This is a genomic window from Ruegeria sp. D6, assembly GCF_056534365.1.
The window spans coordinates 688513-710686 of the sequence record NZ_JBQFPH010000002.1 but is presented as its reverse complement, the minus strand read 5'-3'; the positions used below and the strand labels follow the sequence as shown (position 1 = coordinate 710686).

Annotated in this window: 19 protein-coding genes; 11 read left to right on the top strand and 8 right to left on the bottom strand. The window is 55.5% G+C overall.

Going from position 1 to position 22174, the window contains the following annotated elements; genetic code table 11:
- Positions 1 to 225 precede the first annotated feature (225 nt).
- A complete protein-coding gene (locus tag ACR0A1_RS11030) occupies positions 226 to 1536 on the bottom strand; it encodes a sensor histidine kinase (protein ID WP_480503648.1) in 1311 nt (436 codons plus the stop codon).
- Positions 1537 to 1589: 53 nt separating this feature from the next.
- Positions 1590 to 2258 (bottom strand): response regulator transcription factor, encoded by a 669-nt coding sequence (locus tag ACR0A1_RS11025; RefSeq protein ID WP_170392736.1) that lies wholly within the window; start codon positions 2256 to 2258, stop codon positions 1590 to 1592.
- 139 nt (positions 2259 to 2397) lie between these two features.
- On the opposite strand from ACR0A1_RS11025, the gene ACR0A1_RS11020 reads away from it, so the two are divergent.
- The 5 genes from ACR0A1_RS11020 (at position 2398) to ACR0A1_RS11000 (ending at position 8042) form a co-directional block, all read left to right on the top strand.
- The gene (locus ACR0A1_RS11020) at positions 2398 to 3486 is read left to right on the top strand and encodes a type 2 periplasmic-binding domain-containing protein (protein WP_170402506.1); all 1089 of its coding nucleotides are present in this window, start codon (positions 2398 to 2400) and stop codon (positions 3484 to 3486) included.
- A gap of 79 nt (positions 3487 to 3565) precedes the next feature.
- Positions 3566 to 5596, top strand: a complete 2031-nt coding sequence (locus ACR0A1_RS11015; RefSeq protein WP_170662980.1) for a tripartite tricarboxylate transporter permease — start codon at positions 3566 to 3568, stop codon at positions 5594 to 5596.
- 92 nt (positions 5597 to 5688) lie between these two features.
- On the top strand, positions 5689 to 6777 hold the full coding sequence (locus tag ACR0A1_RS11010; protein WP_480867458.1) for a 4-oxalomesaconate tautomerase: 1089 nt from the start codon (positions 5689 to 5691) through the stop codon (positions 6775 to 6777).
- A gap of 51 nt (positions 6778 to 6828) precedes the next feature.
- A complete protein-coding gene (locus ACR0A1_RS11005; protein WP_170513062.1) occupies positions 6829 to 7065 on the top strand; it encodes a hypothetical protein in 237 nt (78 codons plus the stop codon).
- Positions 7062 to 8042: a D-2-hydroxyacid dehydrogenase family protein gene (locus ACR0A1_RS11000; RefSeq protein WP_480867456.1), complete on the top strand. Its 981-nt coding sequence runs from the start codon at positions 7062 to 7064 to the stop codon at positions 8040 to 8042. The genes ACR0A1_RS11005 and ACR0A1_RS11000 overlap by 4 nt, the downstream gene beginning before the upstream one ends.
- Here ACR0A1_RS11000 and ACR0A1_RS10995 read toward each other — a convergent pair.
- Positions 8011 to 9075: an AbrB family transcriptional regulator gene (locus tag ACR0A1_RS10995; RefSeq protein WP_170662974.1), complete on the bottom strand. Its 1065-nt coding sequence runs from the start codon at positions 9073 to 9075 to the stop codon at positions 8011 to 8013. The two genes, ACR0A1_RS11000 and ACR0A1_RS10995, sit on opposite strands and share 32 nt — an antisense overlap.
- A gap of 78 nt (positions 9076 to 9153) precedes the next feature.
- Between ACR0A1_RS10995 and ACR0A1_RS10990 the strand changes: the two genes are divergently transcribed.
- From ACR0A1_RS10990 to tcuB, 3 genes are read left to right on the top strand one after another with little or no spacing between them, the layout of a single operon-like run.
- The gene (locus ACR0A1_RS10990; protein WP_170392730.1) at positions 9154 to 9834 is read left to right on the top strand and encodes a GntR family transcriptional regulator; all 681 of its coding nucleotides are present in this window, start codon (positions 9154 to 9156) and stop codon (positions 9832 to 9834) included.
- An 11-nt stretch (positions 9835 to 9845) separates the two neighbouring features.
- The gene (gene tcuA, locus ACR0A1_RS10985; protein WP_170625053.1) at positions 9846 to 11240 is read left to right on the top strand and encodes an FAD-dependent tricarballylate dehydrogenase TcuA; all 1395 of its coding nucleotides are present in this window, start codon (positions 9846 to 9848) and stop codon (positions 11238 to 11240) included.
- Positions 11230 to 12300, top strand: coding sequence for a tricarballylate utilization 4Fe-4S protein TcuB (gene tcuB, locus ACR0A1_RS10980; RefSeq protein ID WP_480867453.1), 1071 nt, complete (start codon positions 11230 to 11232; stop codon positions 12298 to 12300). The genes tcuA and tcuB overlap by 11 nt, the downstream gene beginning before the upstream one ends.
- 226 nt (positions 12301 to 12526) lie before the next feature.
- On the opposite strand, the gene ACR0A1_RS10975 is transcribed toward tcuB, so the two are convergent.
- On the bottom strand, positions 12527 to 15619 hold the full coding sequence (locus ACR0A1_RS10975) for a hypothetical protein (protein ID WP_480752206.1): 3093 nt from the start codon (positions 15617 to 15619) through the stop codon (positions 12527 to 12529).
- Positions 15620 to 16290: 671 nt separating this feature from the next.
- Between ACR0A1_RS10975 and ACR0A1_RS10970 the strand changes: the two genes are divergently transcribed.
- A complete protein-coding gene (locus ACR0A1_RS10970) occupies positions 16291 to 17325 on the top strand; it encodes a hypothetical protein (RefSeq protein WP_170565269.1) in 1035 nt (344 codons plus the stop codon).
- Between the two features lie 58 nt (positions 17326 to 17383).
- Here the strand turns inward: ACR0A1_RS10970 and ACR0A1_RS10965 are convergent, their stop codons facing one another.
- Positions 17384 to 17620: a chlorhexidine efflux transporter gene (locus tag ACR0A1_RS10965; RefSeq protein WP_480752210.1), complete on the bottom strand. Its 237-nt coding sequence runs from the start codon at positions 17618 to 17620 to the stop codon at positions 17384 to 17386.
- 104 nt (positions 17621 to 17724) lie between these two features.
- Between ACR0A1_RS10965 and ACR0A1_RS10960 the strand changes: the two genes are divergently transcribed.
- Both ACR0A1_RS10960 and ACR0A1_RS10955 read left to right on the top strand, forming a co-directional pair.
- Complete coding sequence (locus tag ACR0A1_RS10960) at positions 17725 to 17973, top strand: LysR family transcriptional regulator (RefSeq protein WP_480752212.1); 249 nt, start codon at positions 17725 to 17727, stop codon at positions 17971 to 17973.
- A 3-nt stretch (positions 17974 to 17976) separates the two neighbouring features.
- Positions 17977 to 18615, top strand: a complete 639-nt coding sequence (locus ACR0A1_RS10955) for a substrate-binding domain-containing protein (RefSeq protein ID WP_480752215.1) — start codon at positions 17977 to 17979, stop codon at positions 18613 to 18615.
- Here ACR0A1_RS10955 and ACR0A1_RS10950 read toward each other — a convergent pair.
- Genes ACR0A1_RS10950 through ACR0A1_RS10940 form a run of 3 tightly spaced genes read right to left on the bottom strand, consistent with a single transcriptional unit; the run spans position 18612 to position 22172 of the window.
- Positions 18612 to 19493, bottom strand: a complete 882-nt coding sequence (locus tag ACR0A1_RS10950) for an NmrA family NAD(P)-binding protein (RefSeq protein ID WP_170625055.1) — start codon at positions 19491 to 19493, stop codon at positions 18612 to 18614. The two genes, ACR0A1_RS10955 and ACR0A1_RS10950, sit on opposite strands and share 4 nt — an antisense overlap.
- Before the next feature lie 56 nt (positions 19494 to 19549).
- Positions 19550 to 20665, bottom strand: a complete 1116-nt coding sequence (locus ACR0A1_RS10945) for a lyase family protein (protein WP_480867450.1) — start codon at positions 20663 to 20665, stop codon at positions 19550 to 19552.
- Complete coding sequence (locus ACR0A1_RS10940) at positions 20658 to 22172, bottom strand: tripartite tricarboxylate transporter permease (protein WP_170392722.1); 1515 nt, start codon at positions 22170 to 22172, stop codon at positions 20658 to 20660. The genes ACR0A1_RS10945 and ACR0A1_RS10940 overlap by 8 nt, the downstream gene beginning before the upstream one ends.
- Positions 22173 to 22174: the final 2 nt, after the last annotated feature.

Here is a 22174-nt window from a genome sequence, read left to right as displayed (position 1 = left end):
TAAAGGGTCTCGCATTTGTCGCAGTTGAAATTACCGGTAGGCCTGAGGACGATGATCTTGGCACGACACGCATCGCCAATGCGGGCCCCCAACTCACGCGGGGCCGGCACGTTTAGTGAACATCTCAGTCGCAGCAAAAAGGACGCGGAAAACCTACATTCGCAGCAATTTTAAATAATGTATTTCAATCCTGATAGGGGCCGGATTTGTCAAAAACGAAACAATTCAAAGAATTATCGGAAGCTCAAGCGTAACGCTCGCTCCTCTTTCGACCTGGTTGATTAAGACTGATCCGTCGTGGCGCTGCGCCACCGCAGAGACGATTGACAAACCCAGACCACTGCCTTCGGAATATTCCAACTGGGAGAACCGACTAAATGCAGCTTCGCTTTGGTCGGGCGAAAGGCCAGCGCCGTCATCAGCGACAGTAAGCCTAACGTTTCCGCCGTCAGAACGCAGCACGACTGAAATGCGGCTCAGTTTAGCGCCACCGTGCTTAACAGCATTGTCTAACAGGTTCTTTAGAGCTTCAGTTAGAAACACCTGATCACCTGATACTGTGACCGCCGTCTCTGGCATCGTGACATCAAACTCGATGCCTTTTGCAAGAATGTGAACTCCCATTTCTGCGCAGGCTTCTTCGACAACCGAGCGGAAATCAATTTCAACCATTTGATCTTGGTGCGTCGGTTGCCTGAGCCGTTCAAGTGATAGCAGTTGTTCAGCGACTGTTGCTGAGTTCTTTGCCGCTGCAACAAGCTCGATGATGCGCTTATCTCGGTCTTTATCGGTTTTCGCATCTCGAAGCGCTTCGGCCATCGACTGAACGGCGGCCGCCGGGTTCCGTAGCTGATGTGCGGCTTCGGATATGAACACCTGATGGGCATTGATACTTTTTTCCACCTGTCTAAAGAGTCGGTTCAAGGTTTTGACGACACCTTGAACTTCGGCCGGTACAGGGCGTTTTATCTCACTCAGGTCATCTGGGGAGCGCAGGTCGATTGCGTCCTGTAAATCCAGGAGGGGCCGCAGGCCGCGAGCAACTCCGAACCATACCACAAATGCCAGAGTGGCAAGTAGGATTCCCATGAGAATTCCTGCGCGGATTGACAGCTCATTTGCAAACGCGTTGCGATCCGCCATACGTTGCCAAACTGTGACCGTCGCATCTCCTATCAAATTTTCTATGGTCACACGTTCTGTCAGCTTAAGAACTCGCACCGGCTCGTCGCGATAGAGTGCTTCGAAAAACTGCGGCCTGTTCGCCTCTTGTGTAGACGGGTTCGCGGGTGCCGGAGGGTATGCATAGCCAGTCACGTAGATGCCACCCGGGCCCGTAACATGATAAAAGATCTCTCCGCCCGACGCGTCGCGGATCAAGCTGCGCGTGGTGGGCGAAAGTGCGTCACCTCCTGAAATCGCGACATCTCGTGAAATTGCAAGACCGGCAGATAGCAGGCTGTCGTCAAACAGCTCCTGAGCCGTTTCCTGGGCAATCATAAAGCGCCAAAGCCCAAGAAGGATCGCAAGCAACACCAAGGGTGTCAGGATAAGAATGAAGAGTCGTAGCCTGAGGGAGCCGTGCCTGATCACTTCTGCACCTCAAGAAGGTACCCCAGACCGCGCGCTGTCTTGATCTTAATGCCGAGATTCTGAAGGCGTTTTCGTAACCGCGACACATGAGGTTCAACAGCTGAGTCATCGACATCGGCCCCAACGCCATAGACATAATCTGTGAGTTGGCTTTTAGGAACAATTCTGCCCCGACGCTCCAACAGGCATTCAAGCACCGCTATTTCCCGCCGTGGTATATCAATGACTTCGCCCTGAACACTAACCTGACGCGATGCGCGGTCGAATTCGAGGCTACCGATGCTCTCCCGCGCTCCGTAGTCAAGCTCTTTGCGCCGAGAAAGTGCTCGGACGCGTGCTTCTAACTCGTCCATTTCGAAGGGTTTGACCAGATAGTCATCTGCGCCCATATCCAAACCGGTCACCCGGTCGCTTGTTTCGGTGCGCGCTGTTAGCAGGATCACGGGCGCACTGTCACCACGTTCGCGAAGCGACCTCAGGATGTCCAACCCTGACCGGCCGGGTAGGTTGATATCCAAAACGATCAAATCCGCGCCTTCTTGTTGAAGGTAAAGGTCAGCCGCATCTCCGTCAGTCAGTATATCTGCCGCATGACCTCGGTCACGAAGGCGATAAGCAATGGCATTGGCGAGTGGCTCATTGTCCTCGACTATGACGATCCGCATTAGGTCTCCTGCAAGTTTCGCGCAAGGTTGGCGCTCCATGATTGCCAGATGGGAGGGGGAATCAACCCCACAGTTCTATTTGCGATCACGGTAGCGCCGGGGGCGATGACGTGATTGTCTGGTCAACAGGGAGGAACCAATGACCATTTCCAACTTCACCCGTCGCGCCGTCGTGGGGCTGATCGCCGCCGCCGGTATCGCTGCACCTGCCGCTGCCGAGGTTGATTTCTCGGGCAAGACCATCGAATGGGTCATCCCGTTCTCGGAAACGGGTGGTTCGGCGAAATGGGCCAACTTCTTTGCGCCGCTTCTGTCCGAAGCTCTTCCGGGTCAACCGACCGTGGTCGTGAAATTCATGCCGGGTGCTGGTTCGACCAAAGGCGCAAACTGGTTCCAGGAACAAAGCCACGATGATGGAACCTTGTTGTTCGGCACTTCCGGTTCAACTCAATTCCCTTATCTGCTGAGCGATCCGCGCGTGCGTTATGAATACAACGACTGGATCCCGGTTATGGCGTCCGGGACGGGTGGTGTCGCCTATCTGAACGCAGAAGATGGTGCCAAGTTTGATGGCTCCGCAAATGCGTTGAAAGACACGAACTTCATCTACGGCTCGCAGGGCGCAACGCGTCTGGATCTCGTGCCGCTGTTGGCATGGCAAATGCTGGGTATGAACGTTGAGCCAGTCTTTGGCATCAAAGGCCGTGGCGATGGTCGTCTGATGTTCGAACGTGGCGAAGCTAACATCGACTATCAGACCTCATCCGGTTACTTGGGTGGATCGGCCCCGCTGGTTGAGGCCGGTCAGGCTGTGCCGATGATGACCTGGGGGGCGCTGGATGCCGATGGAAACATTGTCCGTGATCCGACCTTCCCTGATATTCCAACCTTCAAAGAGGTTTGCGAGGCAACGGATGGCTGTGAAACCAGTGGCGAGGCGTGGGACGCTTGGAAAGCGTTCTTTGTCGCGGGTTTCCCGGTTCAGAAGTTGGCTTTTCTGCCGGGTGATACACCACAGGAAGTGGTTGACGCCTACACTGCAGCGTTTCAGGCTGTGACCGAGCGCGGCGACTTTGCTGATATTTCGTCCAAACGCGTCGGTAAGTACCCGGTATTTGTGGGCGACGGTTCCAAGGCGGCGCTGCAAACCGCAACAAACGTCGACGACAATGCCAAAGGCTATGTTCTGAACTGGCTCAAAGAAGCCTATGGTGTCGAGCTGAACTAAGCCCACACACCACAGCGCGCACCCCAATGTCGGGTGCGCGCTTTTTCAAACACAAGACAGTATATGAAAGGCGGCCGCTATGGAGGTTTTCGCCACCGCTCTTCCTGCGTTCAGTGATGCGTGGGGTCTGATCCTGCAACCTATTGTTCTGGGGTATCTTGTTCTCGGTGTCGTTATGGGACTGGCCGTAGGTGTTTTCCCGGGACTTGGCGGTATTGCCGGCTTGTCCCTGTTGCTCCCTTTCATGTTCGGCATGGACCCGATCCTTGGGTTGGCGCTGATGATCGGGATGGTTGCTGTTGTTCCAACCTCTGACACCTTCGCATCAGTTCTGATGGGCATCCCCGGCAGTTCCGCCTCACAGGCTACGGTGCTGGACGGCTTCCCGATGGCGAAAAAAGGTGAGGCCGCGCGAGCATTGTCAGCAGCTTTTGCTTCATCACTGTTTGGCGGTTTGGTCGGCGCAACTTTTCTGACCATGTTCATCCTGGTCGCGCGTCCCATCGTTCTGGCGTTCGGCCTGCCCGAGATGCTGATGATCACAATTCTTGGCCTTTCGATGGTCGCCATTCTGGCTGGGCGTATCCCCTTAAAGGGCGTCGCAGCTGCTGGGCTTGGGTTGATGGTTGGCACAATTGGTGAGGCGGACGCTGGCGGTTCGCTCCGTATGGCAACCTATGATATTCCGTATCTGACAGATGGTTTGAAGCTGGTCATCGTTGGATTGGGCATCTTTGCCGTTCCCGAAATCGTCTCGCTGCTGCGGCAGGATCGATCGATTGCCAAAGGGGCTTCGCTGGGGGCGGGTTGGCTGGACGGCGTCAAAGACTGGGCCGCGAATATCTGGCTGTCTGTTCGCTGCTCGATCATCGGGGTGGTCGTTGGCGTCATTCCCGGCCTAGGCGGTTCGGTCGTCGACTGGATCGCTTACGGCCATTCGGTTCAATCGACCAAAGATAAAAGCAACTTCGGCAAGGGCGAAGTGCGTGGCGTCATCGGGCCGGAAAGCTCAAACAACGCCAAGGAAGGCGGCGGGCTGGTGCCTACGCTACTGTTCGGCATTCCCGGCTCGGGCTCGATGGCGATCTTCATCGGTGCAGTGGCTCTGTTGGGATCTGGTGACATCGAGGTCGGTCCAAGCATGCTCAAGGACAATCTCGACATCACCTATTCGATCGTTTGGCTTTTGGCGCTTGCCAACGTCGTGGGCACCATCCTGTGCATCGCGGCTTCCGGAGGCATCGCCAAGCTGACAACGATCCGCTTCACCTATCTGGCACCTTTCCTGTTCATGCTGATCAGCTTTGCAGCCTTCCAGTCTGGTCAGAACTTCGAAGACCTTCTGGCGCTGTTCGTGATCGGCCTGATCGGGATCTTCCTGCGCCGGTTCGATTGGTCGCGCCCGGCCTTTCTTATTGGGTTCGTGCTGTCGAACCCGGTTGAGAAGTTTACCAATCAGGCATTCCAGATTGCCTCATTCCGATTCCGCAAAAGCTTTGGCGAGGGCATGGAGTATGTCTTCAGCCCGATCGTGATTGTTCTGATCTTGGTTACTGTGGCTTCGGTCATTTTAGGAATTCGGCAGGCTAAAATGATCATGGCCGAAGGTGAAGTCCAGTCTGGCAGCAAGCGCGCGCCGTTGATCTTCCTGCTGGTGATCATGGCCTACCTAATCGCGGCATTGATCAACGCCAACATGATCCCAGACTACAACATGACCGACAAGATCATCCCGTTGGTGATTGGCAGTGTGTCCTTGTTCTGCTGCGTGATCCTGCTGATCCAGATGATGCGGAGACCCGAGGGTGATGCAATCTTTGCCGATAAGGAAATTGCCGGTGAAGATGCGAGCGCTCCGCATGGGCTTTGGTCGACGTTGGCGTGGTTTGCTGGTCTTATCGCGGCAACGTGGGTTGTTGGTTTCATCCTAGCCCTGATCGGGTTTCTGATTGCCTTCTTCCGCATTCGAGCCGGTTCAAGCTGGCAGATGACGCTGATCCTGACAGCCTGTGGCATCGGTTTCATGTGCGTCATGGCAGGCGCTCTGAACCGGGATTTCCCACCGGGACTGTTGCAAGACATGGTGAGCCTGCCATGGCCACTGAAATGAATGCTCCACTGAGGTCCTGCCTGCGAAGCAAACAGGTCGGACAAAGCTGAAAACACAACAGTTTTTGACGGTTTGTAGAGGAGGGGTTCGAGATGACCCAGACAGCAATCCCGTATATTTTCATGCGTGGCGGCACTTCGCGGGGGCCCTATTTTCGTCGCTCTGACCTGCCCGTGGATATGGACACGTTGGCTGATGTGCTGGTCGCTGCCCTAGGGGCCGGGCAGGCGTTTAACATTGACGGAATCGGTGGCGGTAATGCTGTGACGACCAAGGTAGCCATGTTATCTGTCAGCGATGATGAATGGGCCGATATCGATTATTTCTTCGCGCAGGTTTCGGTTGAGGAAAAGCTGGTCGACTTCAAGCCAACTTGCGGAAACATTCTTTCCGGCGTCGCTCCGGCCGCAATTGAAATGGGTTTGTTTCAGCCTCAAGGCGATGAGACCGTGGTCCGGATACGCGCAGTTAATACGGGTGCGCGAGTGGTTGCCAAAGTGCAGACCCCGGGTGGTGAACTGGCCTATGAGGGCGATGCCGAGATTGCCGGAGTTCCTGGGCAATCTGCACCGGTACAACTGAGTTTTATGGGAGTTGTGGGTTCGGCAACAGGTGCATTTCTGCCCACCGGAAATCTGCGCGATACGGTGCAAGGGGTCGAACTGACCTGTATGGATGTCGCGATGCCTATGGCTATGGCCCGCGCCACCGATTTTGGACTAAATGGGTATGAAAGCGCGGAAGAACTGGACGCCAACCGCTCTTTCTTTGCCCAGATGGAGGCAGTTCGGATCGAAGCCGGGGAACTGATGGGTATGGGGGATGTATCGAAATCGGTAACCCCCAAATTCGGGCTGTTGGCACCAGCCAAAGAGGGCGGAACCCTTGCAGTTCGGTATTTCATGCCATGGAAAACTCACCCGACAATGGCCGTTACGGGTGCGCAGTGCATGGCGTCTTGTGCTTTGACGCCCGGAACCGTCGCTGATGGGTTGTTGGACCGACCTAAGGCAAGCCCGGCTGAAGTTGTGCTGGAACACGCTTCTGGGAAGATTGATGTGCTGGTGGACTTCTCGAATGACGGGGACTTCAACGTAAACTCTGCTGGTCTGGTGCGGACTGCGCGAAAGCTTGCAGATGGGCATGTCTATATACCCGGATCTGTGTGGAGTGGCAGTTGAAACTGGGGCCTCCGTTATGTATACTAAGGTATACAATATGAAGGTGCCACGATGAACAATTATTCTGAATGCCTCGATATTGCGCGTCAGGAACTCAGGCTGGCGCAGTCGGTCCTGCGGCGGGACATTGCGGAATACCCGACACCGATCGCCGGGTGCGATGAGCAGTTCAACCATTTGCTGGATCAAAGCGAGCGGGTCCGCAATGCGCTTGCAGCACTCGATACGCTGCATTTTGTGCCGACGCCAAGAAAACTGAATACCGGGCAGGGTTTGGAAAGTCGATGAAGGTTCACATTCTGGATGATTGGTTTGATACACTGCAGGGCTTGCCTTGTTTTGGAAAGCTATCCGACCACGAAGTGAAGATCTGGACAGATCATGTCGAGGATACCGATGAATTGGCGGCACGGTTGCAGGAGGCCGAGGCGTTGGTTCTGTTTCGCGAACGCACCAAGGTAACCCGCGACTTGATCGAAAAGCTGCCGAACCTGAGATTGATAAGTCAGCGCAGCGTGTATCCGCACGTTGATGTGCAGGCATGCTCGGACAACGGTGTTCTGCTGTGTTCAAACATGCATGGTGGAACGCCTTCGTATGCTGCAGCCGAACTCACTTGGGCGCTGATCATGGCCGGGATGCGCGATTTACCTGCGCAGATGGCCTCGGTCAAAGCGGGGCGGTGGCAGGCCGGAGTTGGCAAGACGCTGAGAGGGCGGCAGCTGGGACTGTACGGCTATGGCCGTATCGCACGCGTTGTCGCGGGCTACGCCGAGGCATTTGGAATGAATGTAGTCTGGTGGTCCTCAGATGAAGGCCGGGTTCGGGCGCAGGCAGATGGTGTTCAGGTCGCCGCGAACCGCGAAGCTTTCTTTGCCAACAGCGATGTTGTCTCGATCCATGTTCGCCTAAAGCCAGGCACAAACGGCATCATTACTGCGTCAGACTTCGCGCACATGAAGCCGGGATCACTGTTTGTGAATACATCTCGTGCTGGCCTTATTGCAAAAGGGGCATTGCTTGGGGCGCTGAATGCCGGCCATCCCGGGAAGGCCGCAATCGATGTCTTCGATTCCGAACCCCTCAATGATCCGAAAGACCCCTTGCTTTCGCATCCAAATCTGATTGCGACGCCGCATATCGGCTTTGTGACCGAGGATGAGTTTGATCTGCAATTTTCGGACATTTTCGATCAAGTGAACGCCTACGCTGCAGGCGCTCCGGTTCACATGATCAACCCCGAGGTTTGGACCAGCGCAGGATAAGGTTGGCCGCTATCGGCGCACCGATGATTACCAACACGATCCTTGTCAGATGATGCGTGATCACAAAGCCCAGATCCGCGCCTGAGACGATGGCCAGAACTGTCATTTCTGCCTGCCCGCCGGGGGCAAAGGCCAAAAATGCCTCGACCGGTTGGCCCAGCCCCAAGGTGGTGACAACGGCAGTGAAAGCGGCCGCCAGAACGGCGAGGACAATGACATAGGCGAAGCCCGCCGCCACCACACGGCGTAGTTCGACCCATGTGACACCTACGAATTTCACGCCGATTCCGCAGCCGATAAAGAACTGAGCCGCAAGGATGGCCTCGCGAGGCGGTCGGGTGTGAATGAAGTCGCCTAGTGACAACGCAGCCGTCAGGATCATTGGCCCTAGAATCGACGCTCCGAACAAGCCGATCCGCTCACCGCCTTTCCAGCCGACAAAGGCAGCAAGAACCATCAGCGCCAATTCATGTATCGGCAGGTTGCGCGCGGGCTCTCCGATTGGGTTGGTGAGTTGGGCGTCGTAAAACACCGTAAGAAACAGAGGGGCCAGCGTTACAATAATCAGAACGCGGGTTCCGTGGATCAGGGACAGCGTTCGCGGGTTAGCGCCAGCCTCGGCCCCGAAGATGATCATATCCTGCAATCCGCCGGGCATGGCCGCGTAAAACGCGGTCGTGGTATCAAAGCCCCAGACCTTGCGGAAGAATGGCACTCCGACCAGCGCGATCAGCAGGATAAAGAACGGGATCAGTGCAATCGACGCTGCCATCTTCGGCAGTTCTGCAAATAGGGCTGGGGTAATCGAAGCCCCCACAGCCACGCCAAGTATGGTGCGCGCCGCAATCGAGACCTGACCAAAGCCTTCCATTGGCGCATGAGCCAGAGCCGCAATCAGACACACGCTCATCGGGCCGAACAGAAAAGGTAATGGCAGATCCAACGCCCAGAATAGCCCTGTGCCAAGAAGTGCCAAGCCCAGTGTTAAGGCCCGCTTTGCGAGGAGAGAAGGTGTTTTGTTCTGGGTGGGCAAAGTGCAGCTTCCGACAATATTGACTCACTATGTATCCAAATGTATACAAATGGACGCAAGAAGACAAGTGAGCACGCGATGACCATTCAGGACGACCCCTTACAGCCTGGCCCGCAAGGCAATTCGGCGTATCAACGCCTGTTGGATGAGATTCGCGAGGGCACCCTTTTGCCCGGCGAGCGCCTGCGCGAGATTGAGCTGTCTGAACGGTTGGGTGTCAGCCGAACACCGGTGCGCGAGGCGATCCGGCAGCTGGAGACCGACGGCCTGGTCACGCATGTACCACGGCAGGGCGCGACCGTCCGCAGTCTGGATTACGCCGAGGTGATGGAGCTCTATGAGATGCGCGCAGTGCTCGAAGGCACTGCGGCCCGTCTAGCAGCGCGTGCGGCGTCGGATGTCGAATTGGACGAGTTGGACGTTTTGAATGATCGTTTGGCCGAGGCTGGCACAGGTCCCGACGCGGCTCGGATCAACCGGATATTTCATGCCACACTTTTGGATGCAGCCAAGAACCGATTTCTCGCGAAATCCATGTTGTCCTTGCAGAAGGCGCTGCTGATCCTTGGGCCGTCGCAATTGTTGGACGGAGATCGGGCCGAAGCGGCAGTCGCTGAACATCGGCGTATCATGGCCGCGCTGAAGGCACGTGATGGCGCGGCGGCCGAGACAGAAATGCGCGGGCATATTCAGGCCGCACAACGAATGCGTATCCGGGCGTTGCAGGAACGCGATCGGACAACCGACGAAAATCACTAGGTAGACAGGATATGGCCACCCAAAAGGAAGCTTACGATATCGCTGTGATCGGTGGCGGGAACGCTGCTTTGTGCGCCGCGATGACCGCCGCGGAAGCCGGTGCCCGCGTTCTGATACTGGAAACCGCACCAAAACCCTATCGCGGAGGAAACTCGCGCCATACGCGCAATTTTCGCTGCATGCATGGTGGCCCTTTGGGCCCGTTGATCGAAGAGTATAGCGAAGACGAATATCTCGCGGACTTGATGAAGGTCACCGGCGGCAAAACTGACGAGCATCTGGCCCGCCTCGCGATCCGCACTTCCGAGGAATGCCTGCCATGGATGGAAGAGCACGGTGTCAGGTTTCAACCCTCTCTTTCCGGAACACTTTCTTTGGCGCGGACAAATGCCTTTTTTATGGGAGGCGGGAAGTCTCTGGTGAATGCTTATTACCGAACTGCGGCGGGTTTGGGTATCGATGTTTTGTATGAAGCCGCCGTCACGCATTTGGAGCTGAACGGGGATCGGATCGAATGGGTCGACTATACCTATGAAGGTCAAAACCACCGGATAATGCCAAAGGCAGTCATCGTCGCCTCGGGCGGGTTTCAGGCCGATACGGATTGGCTGACCCGTGCATGGGGTGAGCCTGCAAAAAACTTTCTGATCCGAGGCACTCCTTATAACCGAGGCGTGGTCCTGGCTGATCTTCTGGACCAAGGCGTCGAGAGTGTTGGCGACCCGACCCAATGCCACGCCGTTGCTATTGATGGGCGTGCACCGAAATTTGACGGTGGTATTGTCACCCGTCTGGATTGCGTGCCGTTTTCGATCGTCGTGAACAAGGATGCCGAGCGCTTCTACGATGAGGGCGAGGATGTCTGGCCCAAGCGCTATGCAATCTGGGGGCGCTTGGTGGCAGCCCAACCAGATCAAGTTGGCTATGTGATCATCGACGCCAATTCGTTGAATCTGTTCATGCCGTCGGTGTTTCCACCGCTGAAGGCAGATACGTTGGAAGAACTGGCCGGGATGATGGGCCTGCCTGCCGGAAAGTTGACCGCAACAATCGCTGAATTCAACGCCGCCTGCGGAGATACAAGCGCCTTTCATCCGACAGAGCTGGACGGCGTTTCAACATCTGGCTTGAACCCGCCCAAGACCAACTGGGCGCGTCCGATCACCGAGCCGCCATTTTACGGTTATTCGCTGCGTACGGGCGTAACCTTCACCTATTTGGGCCTCAAAGTCGACGATGCCGCGCAATGTTCGAGCGCCGACGGCAAGATCAAAAACATGTGGGCGGCTGGCGAAACCATGGCGGGCTCGATCCTTGGGCAAGGCTATCTAGCCGGTTTCGGCATGACCATCGGAACCGTCTTTGGACGCATCGCAGGACGTGAGGCCGCCGCTTATGCAAACTGAATTGATACAGGAAGCCCGCCGTCAGGCTGAAATTTGCAACGCCTGCCGCTATTGCGAGGGCTATTGTTCGGTCTTTCCGTCGCTTCATGCGGAACGCGCGTTCTCGGATGGGGACATCACGCAACTGGCCAACCTGTGCCACAACTGCCGCGGCTGCTACTACGCCTGCCAGTACACAGCCCCGCACGAGTTCGACCTGAATTTGCCGAAGGCTCTGGCCGAGGTACGGAGGGACAGCTGGGAAAGCTTCGCATGGCCGCAGCCGCTGGCGCGCCGATTTCACACCCAGGGCGGGGCGATTGCGCTGGCACTTGTGGTCGGATTTGCCCTGTTGTTCTGGGCAATTCGCGCGATAGGTTCTAGCGGAGGGGACGGGTTTTATGCCGTTCTGTCGCATAATGCGATGGTTGCGATTTTTGCTCCGGCATTCTTGCTGCCACTCTTTAGCATTGCCATCAGCCTAAGGCGCTATTGGGCCGAGGTGGGGGGAAAACCCATCAAAATGGCGGACCTGCTGGCCGCCTTCAAACGAGCGGGTAGAATGCAGGATCTTGCCGCAGGTCATGGTGAAGGCTGTAATTTTGAAGAAGAAGACCGGTTCAGTCAGGCGCGACGTCATATTCACCACGCGATCAAGTATGGCTTCCTGCTTTGCTTCGCGTCGACCTCGATTGCAACGGTTATGCATTATGGCTTTGGAATGCATGCGCCGTACGGGTTCTGGTCTTTGCCCAAACTATTCGGAATCTCCGGCGGTGTGTTGTTGACAGTGGGTTGCTGCGCCATGGCAATTCTCAAGCAAAGGTCCGATCGCAATCTCGGTGATGCTTCGGCATGGGGCGGCGATATCGGTTTCATCCTGTTGCTGGGATTCGTCGGTTTTAGCGGACTTGCTCTTTACGCTTTCGGATCAACGGCTTTGATGCCCGCGTTGCTTGCTATTCATCTTGGATCGGTCCTGACATTCTTCCTGCTAACGCCCTACACCAAGATGGCCCACGGTTTCTATCGGCTTGCTGCTCTTATCAAAGATGCGCAACGGAAAAGAGATAGTTACTAGGCTGCGGCGACCCTGTCGCTCCTTGGGAAACGGTGAAAAAGTAAACTTAAATCGCAGCTTGAGGTCTGACTTTGGGATCAGACAGGGCGGTCCCACCTTGGTGTCGTTGAAGCAAATTGCCCTCCCGTACGTAGAGCGCAATCACGATCATGATGCAGCCTTGCGACCAGCACCTCTAGATCGCGCAGCCCGGGCCGATAATGGCCCGGGCCACTCCCAGTTTGCTTTAGCTGGCCAGGCCGCAGGAGGAAGAGTCGCTGTTGTTGGTGGTGTCTGTCTCCGTCACACCATCGGCCGGATTGGCATTGACGGTGATCTTGAAGGGGATCTGCTCGCCACCTTTGACCTCGTCCGGGAATTCGAGCGATAGTGTGGTCTCATCCCCGTTTGGCCCCAGTGCCGGTGTCGGCAGATCGACCACCACGCCGCTCTGGAAGAAATCGACCCGCGTGGTCGAAGGCCCGGCAGCCCCTGCACCAATGTTACGCACGATGATCCTCAACTTGCGCGGCTCCTCACAATACCAAGCCGGGAAGGGTGGCGGGCCGGGAGGGAAGGGCTGCACCGGGATCAGGTCCGGTTTGTCCTCGGGTGGAGGCGGCGGCGGAGGTGGCGGTGGCGGGGGCGGTACCTTTTTGATCAGCCGAGGCACGACTGGTTCGACATCGATGGTTTCCACTTCGCCTTCACCATGGGCGGCGGTGTAGACCGCGACCACGTCCAGCGGTGTTTCGCTGTCGATAAAGACAAACCCTTTCAGGAAACAGCATTCGGCCACCCGCAGGTGTCGTGCCACATCCTCGCAATCGATCTCCATCGATTCCCAGGGACCGAGTTTATTCTTCGTTCTGGCCGAGACATTACCCGGTTTTTCGTTTGGCAAGGCCGACGACACCCGTTTACGAAAACGCACAGCATCTCCGCTGCCGTTTCCGATGTTGATTGCTGTGTGATAGCGGCCCTGGGACAAAATGCGGCCCTTGGAACAGCCGCAGACGAACTTGACAGCGTAACGATAGGTCATCTTCGGTTCTTCCTCCTCGCAGCAAGGGGTGTCATCTTCGGCGCGGTTCACCTCCATTCGGCGAAGGGCGACGTTGTTGTCACCAAGTGCCAGTCGATCGACAGGCAGACTGCCTGCGATCGTCTCGACATTGCTGCGGTCTTCTGGCGTATCCACGCTGGCAAGAATGTATTCCTCGCACAGGTCCTCGGGGCACCATGGGATCGGGCCGACGATCACTTCGTCGCCACAATGCACTGATTGGCCGATAGGTTCGCCTACGATCAGCGGATCCCAGTCATCCGGCCATGTGGTGCCCTTGCCTTCGGTCGCGCGGGCTAATGACAAAGTCACTGATTGGGCTGGGTAGTTGCCGCGATTGCCGATCCGGACATACAGATAATTCTCGACGCAGCGGCGCGGAGTCTCGTGGTCGGTGCCGCCGTCAGGACGGTGCCGATTCCAGATGCTGGGAGCATTGTTGCCCGGTTGGTGCCAAGGGTATTCACCCTGTCGTCCGTCATCAATGAAGACGTCAACATCAGGCGGGGATCCGTTGTAGAGCGCCTGCTTCTCAAAGCCCCAGCGTACCACTTTGTGTGCCCAGCCTCCGGCTGCACCGTCGAATTGAGCAGTGTTCTCGTCTGATTCCTGCAAGGCGCGGGAAAAACCTTCGACTGTGTTGGGCACGATCCCGGCCAAAAGCGGCACCGCCTGCAGGATCAGATAGATCGTGTAGCGGCTGGCATGCAGCCTGTCGTCCAGTTCTGTGGAATCACCTCCGAGAGATCGATAGATTCGGCCCAAAGTAGTGGCATTGATCTCGGTCGACCGATATCCGCCCACGTCCATCGTGCCACCCCAGCCCCAACCCGAGGCGACCGACCGATCCCATCGCCGGGTGATTAGGTTGCTGAAGGGGAAGGTACGGAAACGATCCGGCGCAATACCTTGAGGATCGTAAAGTATTGCCGCCAGCGCGTCACCAAAGCCATGACAAAAGCCGAAATTGGGCCAATTGAGATGATCCCATAGCACTGCGTGCCCGAATTCATGCGCCGATACGCGCGAGTCTGTGGCCATGCCGACTGTGGAGCCATTTGCCGCAAGCGCATAACGAAAGCGTAGCACACCATTGCCTATGGCATTGCCTGGCGCCTGAGCATTCACCGGTCCTGCAATGGGATTGAACCAGCGGTGATCAACATCCACCGGGAAGGTCACCCCGTCGAAATAGCTGGGCAGATCGAAGCCCAAAGACTGGACGAAGCGATACAGGAAATCATGGTTGTAGTACGCACAGACCGCCGCGAAATCGTCGCTGTCGGCGGGATAATCAAAGATCGATGCGGCACCGGCGTTTTCAGTCGGTGGGGCGATGTTCGGTGTGTCAAGATCCCGTACCGCCACCAATTCGCCGCTTAGTTCCACCGGTGCGCCACCGCCCGGTAATATCAACCGTTCCAGCGCCACCAGTTCGCGTTGCGCATCCAAAAGCGCAACCGGGGCCGTCGGATCAAGCTCTGAATCTCCTGAAAGTGATATCGGGTCATCTGTGAAGACGTAGCCCGAAACACACCCCACCAATGGCCGGATGTAAAGCACCGCGCCGGTCTCCCAATCGACCAATGCTCGCCAGTTCAGCTCTCCGTAGTCGGGAATTTTGCAGCCAAAATGCACAAGGCTTACGAAACGCCATTCGCCGTCCTTGATGCCCTTTGGTACACGACCAATCTCTGGCAGCGGGGTTAACTCGGCCCCTTCGATCTCGCCCGGTTCTTTGTGTGGCAGGCGATGTTCTGCGTCGTAGCGATAGACAAAGTCCCGGGTGTCATTAACCTTGAATTTTGTGAACTTGGCCCCTTTCACAGCTTCGCGCAGAACCGTGCCAGCTTGTTTGTCGCGGCCAGCAGGCGGAGTAGGGGCGTTGCTGAGTTCGATATCGGCAGCAACACTTGAGGACGAACCGGTGACCACATTGTCTGGGCCGGCCATGCGCAGTGTCAGACCGCGCTCCCAGACCGGGATGCCGTGATGTGTCTGACGAAATGTGTAGACCAGAAAGGACTGTACTGCCTTGGCTTCTTCCAGCCGCAGCTTGCTGCCCTCCTCGCGATTATACTTGCCTGAAACACTCTCGCCGAGCCTGTCAAGAAAATCAGGCTTTATCCGGTAAAGCCCCGCCACTTCGGCGGCATAAGCCTGCGCCACATCCAGCGCACTGGTTCCTGTAGAACGCCCTCCAAGAGGGTCGCCATGATGCTGAAGTCCAATGATCGCGCCGTCTGGCGCGCGTTCAAATACTGTTTCGGGCATGTCTGCCTCCGTTCAAAATCATTCTAAAACGCTGGGCAAGAAGCCCCGGATCGCCCGGCCGAACGGCAGAAAAAAAGAACTTGTTGTAATAAAAAAGAATAACGAAGCGCGATGGCCGGAGAGACCCAGCGGCGATCCTGCCAACAAAGCTATCGTAGCATTTATTGCCGATTCCCGCAAAAATCTGCCAGCTAAGCCGGAAGGCGCGATCACCTTTGTTTTGCTATCGCCGCTCACCCGAGGCTCTCGGTCAAGGCGGAGCTGTAGCTGTAGGTATGTAACGGTTAGCGCCGTACAACTGGCATCGAATTAGTAACGCCATTGCGGATGTAATCACTGTGTTGCTGAAGAAGAGGGTCATCAGACTAGGAAGCCATGAATATCCTCTACGCGGACATTCACATTGATGGCCTAGAATGGTGCGACCGGATTTTCGGGAAATACCGTCCTATCGCACCGCTGCATTGCCTGACCAGTCGTTCGCGACAACGCTTGGCATTTTGGGCGCTATTTGAAATGGTGGCGCGGAATTGCGAGCGCGGCGAGATGAGTTTTCCGCATTCCTGTTGCATAAGCTACATCAGCTCTGTTTGGGCATACCCAAGCAACCATCTTGGGTTGGAGCACAAAGATGGTAACCTGATCTGCAAGACGATTGCAGGAGAAATGCCATGAACAATTCGTCGCAGCTTTGGGGCACCATGTCAGTGCGCGATCACCTTCGACCGAGCGCTTTCGTCGCCGAGTTGGTGCTTTTCGAGACACTGGTGATCCCCCGGCCACCGCAAGGAGCGACCTGGCCTGCAAAATGGAACCCGGAGCGCCAGGACAAGATACTAAGCTGGATTCCCAGAGATCTTTTGATGGAGGTTTCCTGGGACAACGCGCACCACATGGAGTGGAAAAAACGAAAGATCGCTACGGACGCCGAAATGGATGTGGCCGATCTTCAGCAACAGCCCGGATTCGAAGCAGCGCAAAAGGAAGAGGATTTCGATGCGCCTGCGTTTCACCTAACCCGTCGGGTTCTTCAGGATTTCGTGGATGCCAAACGGAACCGGGCGCTGATCAAGGGAATACCTCTCACCGAGGTCGCAGTTATCCCGGCCTATGATGGCCCTCAGGCTTTCCTTGATGACACTCCAGAGCAGGAACCTTTGCTGCGCGCGTTTGGTTGGGAATTCCTGGTTCCTCATCACGAAACTGCTGAGGGCAAGACCCGCTCTCATCAAGACCAGATCAAGGCCGCGCTTGATCTTTGCGCAATGCCTGAGGTGCAGGAACACCGCAACGCCTTGCGTGCCTGGACATCGGTCGAAGCTTTGAGAGGAACCAGCAAACAAGAGGCGCGCGAGCGCATGGAGACGCTGGTTAAGGCCTACGCAAAGGCTGTTGCAGCCACCAAAATACCAGTCAGATTGAAATGGGGCGCGGGCATCGCTGAATTCATTGGTGCGATTGCAGCACTGTCGATCAATCCTGCATTCGCACTGCTCGGGCCCGCGATCAAATTGGGCGAAACAGCAGTCGAGCCCCATGTTGAAAAGGCGGCAGAGATTCCCGATGCCATAAAACCCGCAGGATTAATCCATGCCATGCGAGAAGAGTTCACAAATGCTCAGGTCGCACACCTGAACTTTGACGACGCTCAACGGACCAGGATTGAAGATCACTGGCCCAATGGTTCCCCATATCTGTTCCTTTAGCGGATTATGAGAATCCCATCATCAGCATAAAGGCATACGCATTGGGCGTAATCACTGGTCAGTTGCGATAACTCGAAACAGACGAATTGGACTGGTTGACCAGTTTGAAATGCGACCAATCAAACGTGATATTAAAGACAACGTTCCAAAGCATCGCTGCCAAGGAGAAGAACACCCCAAGCATCAATGATTTCTGCGCGTCGATATGTGTGAGTAGCGGAAGTATTAGGGCAATACTTATAAGCGCAAAGATCTCGAACAACACCGCGTGCACAATCCGACCGGCAAAGCTCATGAAAGTTCTCCTCAATTCATATCGTTGGGCAAGTAACGGACTGTTGTTGCGATCCATAAAGCTGCCTACCATACTGATAATAGATAGATGGAAAGAGGGTTCTGATGCGCGCGTCATTCGAGCAGTTGGCGGCGTTCGTTACTACCCATAACGAAGGTTCCTTTTCCGCCGCAGCCAGAAAACGCAACAAAGCACAATCGGTGATCAGCACTTTGGTCGCCAATCTGGATGTCGAGCTTTTCGATCGCAGCTTAAGATATCCCTCGCTTACCAAAGCAGGAGAGGCGTTGATCTCGCCGGCCGAAATTCTGTTGGAACGGCGCAGCCGTTTTCTAGCGGTCGCAGATGCCTAGTCCATGACATTGGAAAACCGCGTTACCCTCGTCATGGCGCCGCACACCAAACTGGCCAATCTGGGAGAGATCATTCGCAGCTTCAGTGAAGAATTTCCTTCTGTCGATGTGGAGATACGTGCCTTTACTGCCGCTGAGATTCAGCGATTGATCGTCGATGGTGTGGTGGATTTGGGGGTTATTCTGGAACCTGAGGGCATCCCCCAGGCACTAGACTTTTGCTCATTGGGCACGCTCAGGCTGGTGTGTGTCAGCCATCCCGAAGGTCCGCTTGCTCAAATGTCGTCAGTCTCTTGGGAAGAATTGCGACTACATCGTCAGATATTATTGAAGGAAGCCGATAATCCCAACAGCGCTATCCTTAAGGCATCGTCGTCTATTTGGCAGGTCAGCACTGCATCGGAAGCCATTGATCTTGTGCAGGCCGGCCTAGGGTGGTCGGCGCTGCCATTGCACGCGGTGGACGTCTTTGTTCAGACCGGAGCGTTAAAAATCCTGCCACTGCAATTCGAGACCAAGAACTACGCCGAACGCTCGGTGGATATGATCTGGTCTTTCGAAAGGCCTATAGGTCGAGCGACGGTAAGGCTTAAGGAGTTGCTCGCTGAAAAAGCCGTTATTCAAAATTCCAACGTGACTTAAGCCTCATTTCGAAGCTCCTCGGCGAATGAGGTAATGGTGTGTTTTGGCGCTCCAAGAATCCCACGGGTTTCTCTGTCCACTTGCTCTTCCCGCAACTGTTGCACAAACGTCAAAACGTGTTCGATGAAAACGGCCTGCTCTTCCGGCAGCCCCATTTCATCAAGAGCATCCATGGGTAACTCAACCACCTCCGCCTCCGGGGCGAAAGAAGCGAGAAATTCTTTGGCCGCTTCGGTATACGTGACGGCCTGTTGACCCTGCACGGCAAATTCCATGTTTTTGGCAGCATCGTTACCGATGGCATTGTGGACGAGTTCTGCAAGATCGCTGGAATTGGTGAACCAGATTGGATGAATGTGATTTCCGATTACGGCCAATTGATTGTCCATCAATAGCTTGGGCAATGAATCCAAAAAGAAGGAGCAAAAGAAAAGAGTATAAGGAATGCCAGATGCTTTGATGGCATTGATCCCGCCCGTGCGTATCGCGTTGGTGCCATAGGCCATGCCCTCGGTCGAAAACTGCGGATACGCGTAGTCGACCCCTGCAATTTGCATGATGTGCTGAACATCGACCTCTTTTGCTGCCGCGATAATGTTAATTACGCCTTCCCGCTCTGTGTGGAATGGTGCGGTGGTGTCCAGAGATTCGGTATTCAGCGTAATGTACAGCGTCTCAGTGCCGTGAAGGGCTGATCTCAGGCTGGCCAAGTCCGACACGTCGCCCTGGATAAGCCGAACCTGCGTGGGAAGCATTGATTTTGCCGCCTCAGGATCACGCACGATGGCAGTTACTTCTGCACCTTTCTCAACAAGTTTCGCGGTCACGCGATGCCCCAAATGGCCTGTGGCACCGATGATTGTGATCTTCTTGGTCATAGTGGCATCTCCTGTGTTCTGCCACGCTTCGACAATTCAGGATGCGATGTGTTTAGTTATGATCTATCTAGATGATAGATACTATTCACAGGGCGATAAGACGAAACCAGCAGCGCCATCGCGTTAGTATCGGTCACTAAACTCTTGAACATCCGTTCCGACCAATGCAGCGCGCCGGAAGTCAAAAGAAAGACCTCGGGAACAACGATCCATTCCCCAATCCAGACGCCACCCGATCGTTCATGCTCATGATGGGTCAGTTCACCTATTTGTCCGGCCCGTTGGCGTCCCAGCCGAGCGACGGCCTCCCCAAATTCCGATGCGCGTTGATTTCGTTTGTGGGCCATCGCTGAAGACGATCCTTTGCCAGGTTCATGAACTTCGGCGAATTCACCGATGTCGGATGATGACAGTTGATTGACGTTGTGGGCGATTTTGCACAGCGTCCCGCAAAGCGAGCCAAGGGCGGTGACGATGTCAGCGATACCGTCACGAGCGTTCTGCCAGTGCGGTTCGACGACGTTCAGACCGAGTGAATGAGCAACATCCTGTTTAATCTGGCGACCAATGCCATTTTCATATTCGCGCAAGTCTCCGACGGGGCCACCAATCTGAACATTCAATCCACGTTTTGCCGCCTCTTGAAGTGCCTCAGACCGCCGACCCAGTTCAGATCGCCAGACTTCAAGCTTCGTCGCAAGGCGAATGGGCACAGCATGCTGACCATTGGTTCTTCCCATCATCATTGTGTCTGGATGGGCGGAAATATGATGAGCGATCGCAGCCATGACATCGCCGAGGGTGCTTTGTATTTGCTCAAGCCCCAGTTTCATCTGCATCGCCAACGCCGTGTCCATCACATCCTGCGTGGTCGTACGATAGTGCACATGGGCCGAGTGTTCTGGCAATAGTTGGCGCAACTGTTTGGCCAGTCCTACGATGGGGCGGCCAACAAACATCATCTCTTTCCGCAATTCCTCATGGTTCAGATCGCAGATCGAAATCTCCTCAATTGCTTCAGCAGCCTCAATCGGGATTAGAGCAGCCGCAGCTTGATGCGCCGCAAGAACCTGTTCGACCTTAAGCCAGGCGGATATCGTGGCGTGCTCGAACCAGATCGACCGCATATCGGCGCTGGAAAAGCAATCTCGGTAGATACTGTATTCAAGCATCTTCGAGCCCTCCACGAGAGATGCGGCGTTCTTTGACGATACCTCGGATTCGGAACGCCATGGCAGCAAAGCCGACGATGATGAACGCAAGAGCTATGGGGCGTTCGACAAATATCAGTGCGCCGCCTTCGGACATCAGTAGGGATTGGCGAAAGGTTTCCTCGGCACCCTTAGCCAGCACAAAGGAAATTACGAACGCTGCAACGTTGAAGTCGTATTTCCGCATCAGCCAGCCGGCGAACCCCGCTACGGTCATGACGGTTACGTCAAACATCGATCCACTGGCTGAATAGGCTGCGACAAACGCGGTTAGGAAGATCAGTGGATACAGCACATTGGTCGGAATCTTCAGGATCAGGCGGGCAACTTGTGTGGCGCCGAAATAACCGATCAAGCCATAAGCCAGAATACCCAGCATGCCGCATGCGAAAAGTTTGTACACCAGCTCCTTATCCGTCAGGAATAAGGTCGGACCAACCTGAATGCCGTGGATCAGGAAAACGCCCAGCAATATTGCCCCGATGGTCGAACCTGGAATGCCCAGCGTCAGCAATGGAGCCATTGATGGACCGGACACAGCATTATTGGCAGCCTCAGGTGCGGCAACGCCTTCTAGTGCCCCCTTGCCCCACATCTCGGAGTTGTTCGCGTGGCGTTTGCCTTCTCCATAAGAGATGAACGCCGCGATCGCCGATCCCAGGCCGGGCAATACACCGATGCCTGCGCCGATGAACCCACCACGCAATGCGTGCGGAAGACAGGGTTTGTATTCCGCCCAGGTTAGACTGTTGCCATCCGCTGTGGTTTCATTCTCTTTGGTCTCTCCGGTAGCCTTGCGGCGGGATTCTAGCTGCGCGAATACTTCGCCCAATACAAAAACACCTATCATCAGGGGTACCAAGCCGATGCCATTGGATAGATCGAACGATCCGAATGTATAGCGCTCTTCGCTCGAAATCGGGTCCAGCCCGACCATGGCGATCAGGATGCCCATCAAGGCCGATGCCAGACCCTTGACGATGGAAGTGCCAATGACAGAACCTATTACGACAAAAGCGGCAAAGTAGATGGCGAAAGTCTCAGGCGGGCCGAGTTTCAGTGCGACGGCCGCAATGAAACCTACACCGATGACCAGCAGGACATCCCCCATCAGGTCGCCGATGACGGACGAGATTGTCGCCACTTTCATAGCTTTTCCTGCTTTGCCCGCTCGTGCCAACGGATAGCCATCGATCTGAGTCGCTGCACTGGCCGCTGTTCCGGGTGTGTTGAACAGGATTGCTGCGATCGAGCCGCCGTACCGACCGGACTTGCCGATCACATACAGAAATGCCAACGCAAAGATCGGCGACATATAAAAGGTGATTGGAAGCAACATCGCGATAGCCGCAGAGGCAGTCAGGCCAGGTGTCGCACCAACCACCATCCCAACCGCCGCTGCAAGTACGATGGCAAAGAGCAATGTAGGGTCAGTCACCACCGACAGAAGTGCAGGAAAGATCTCCATGA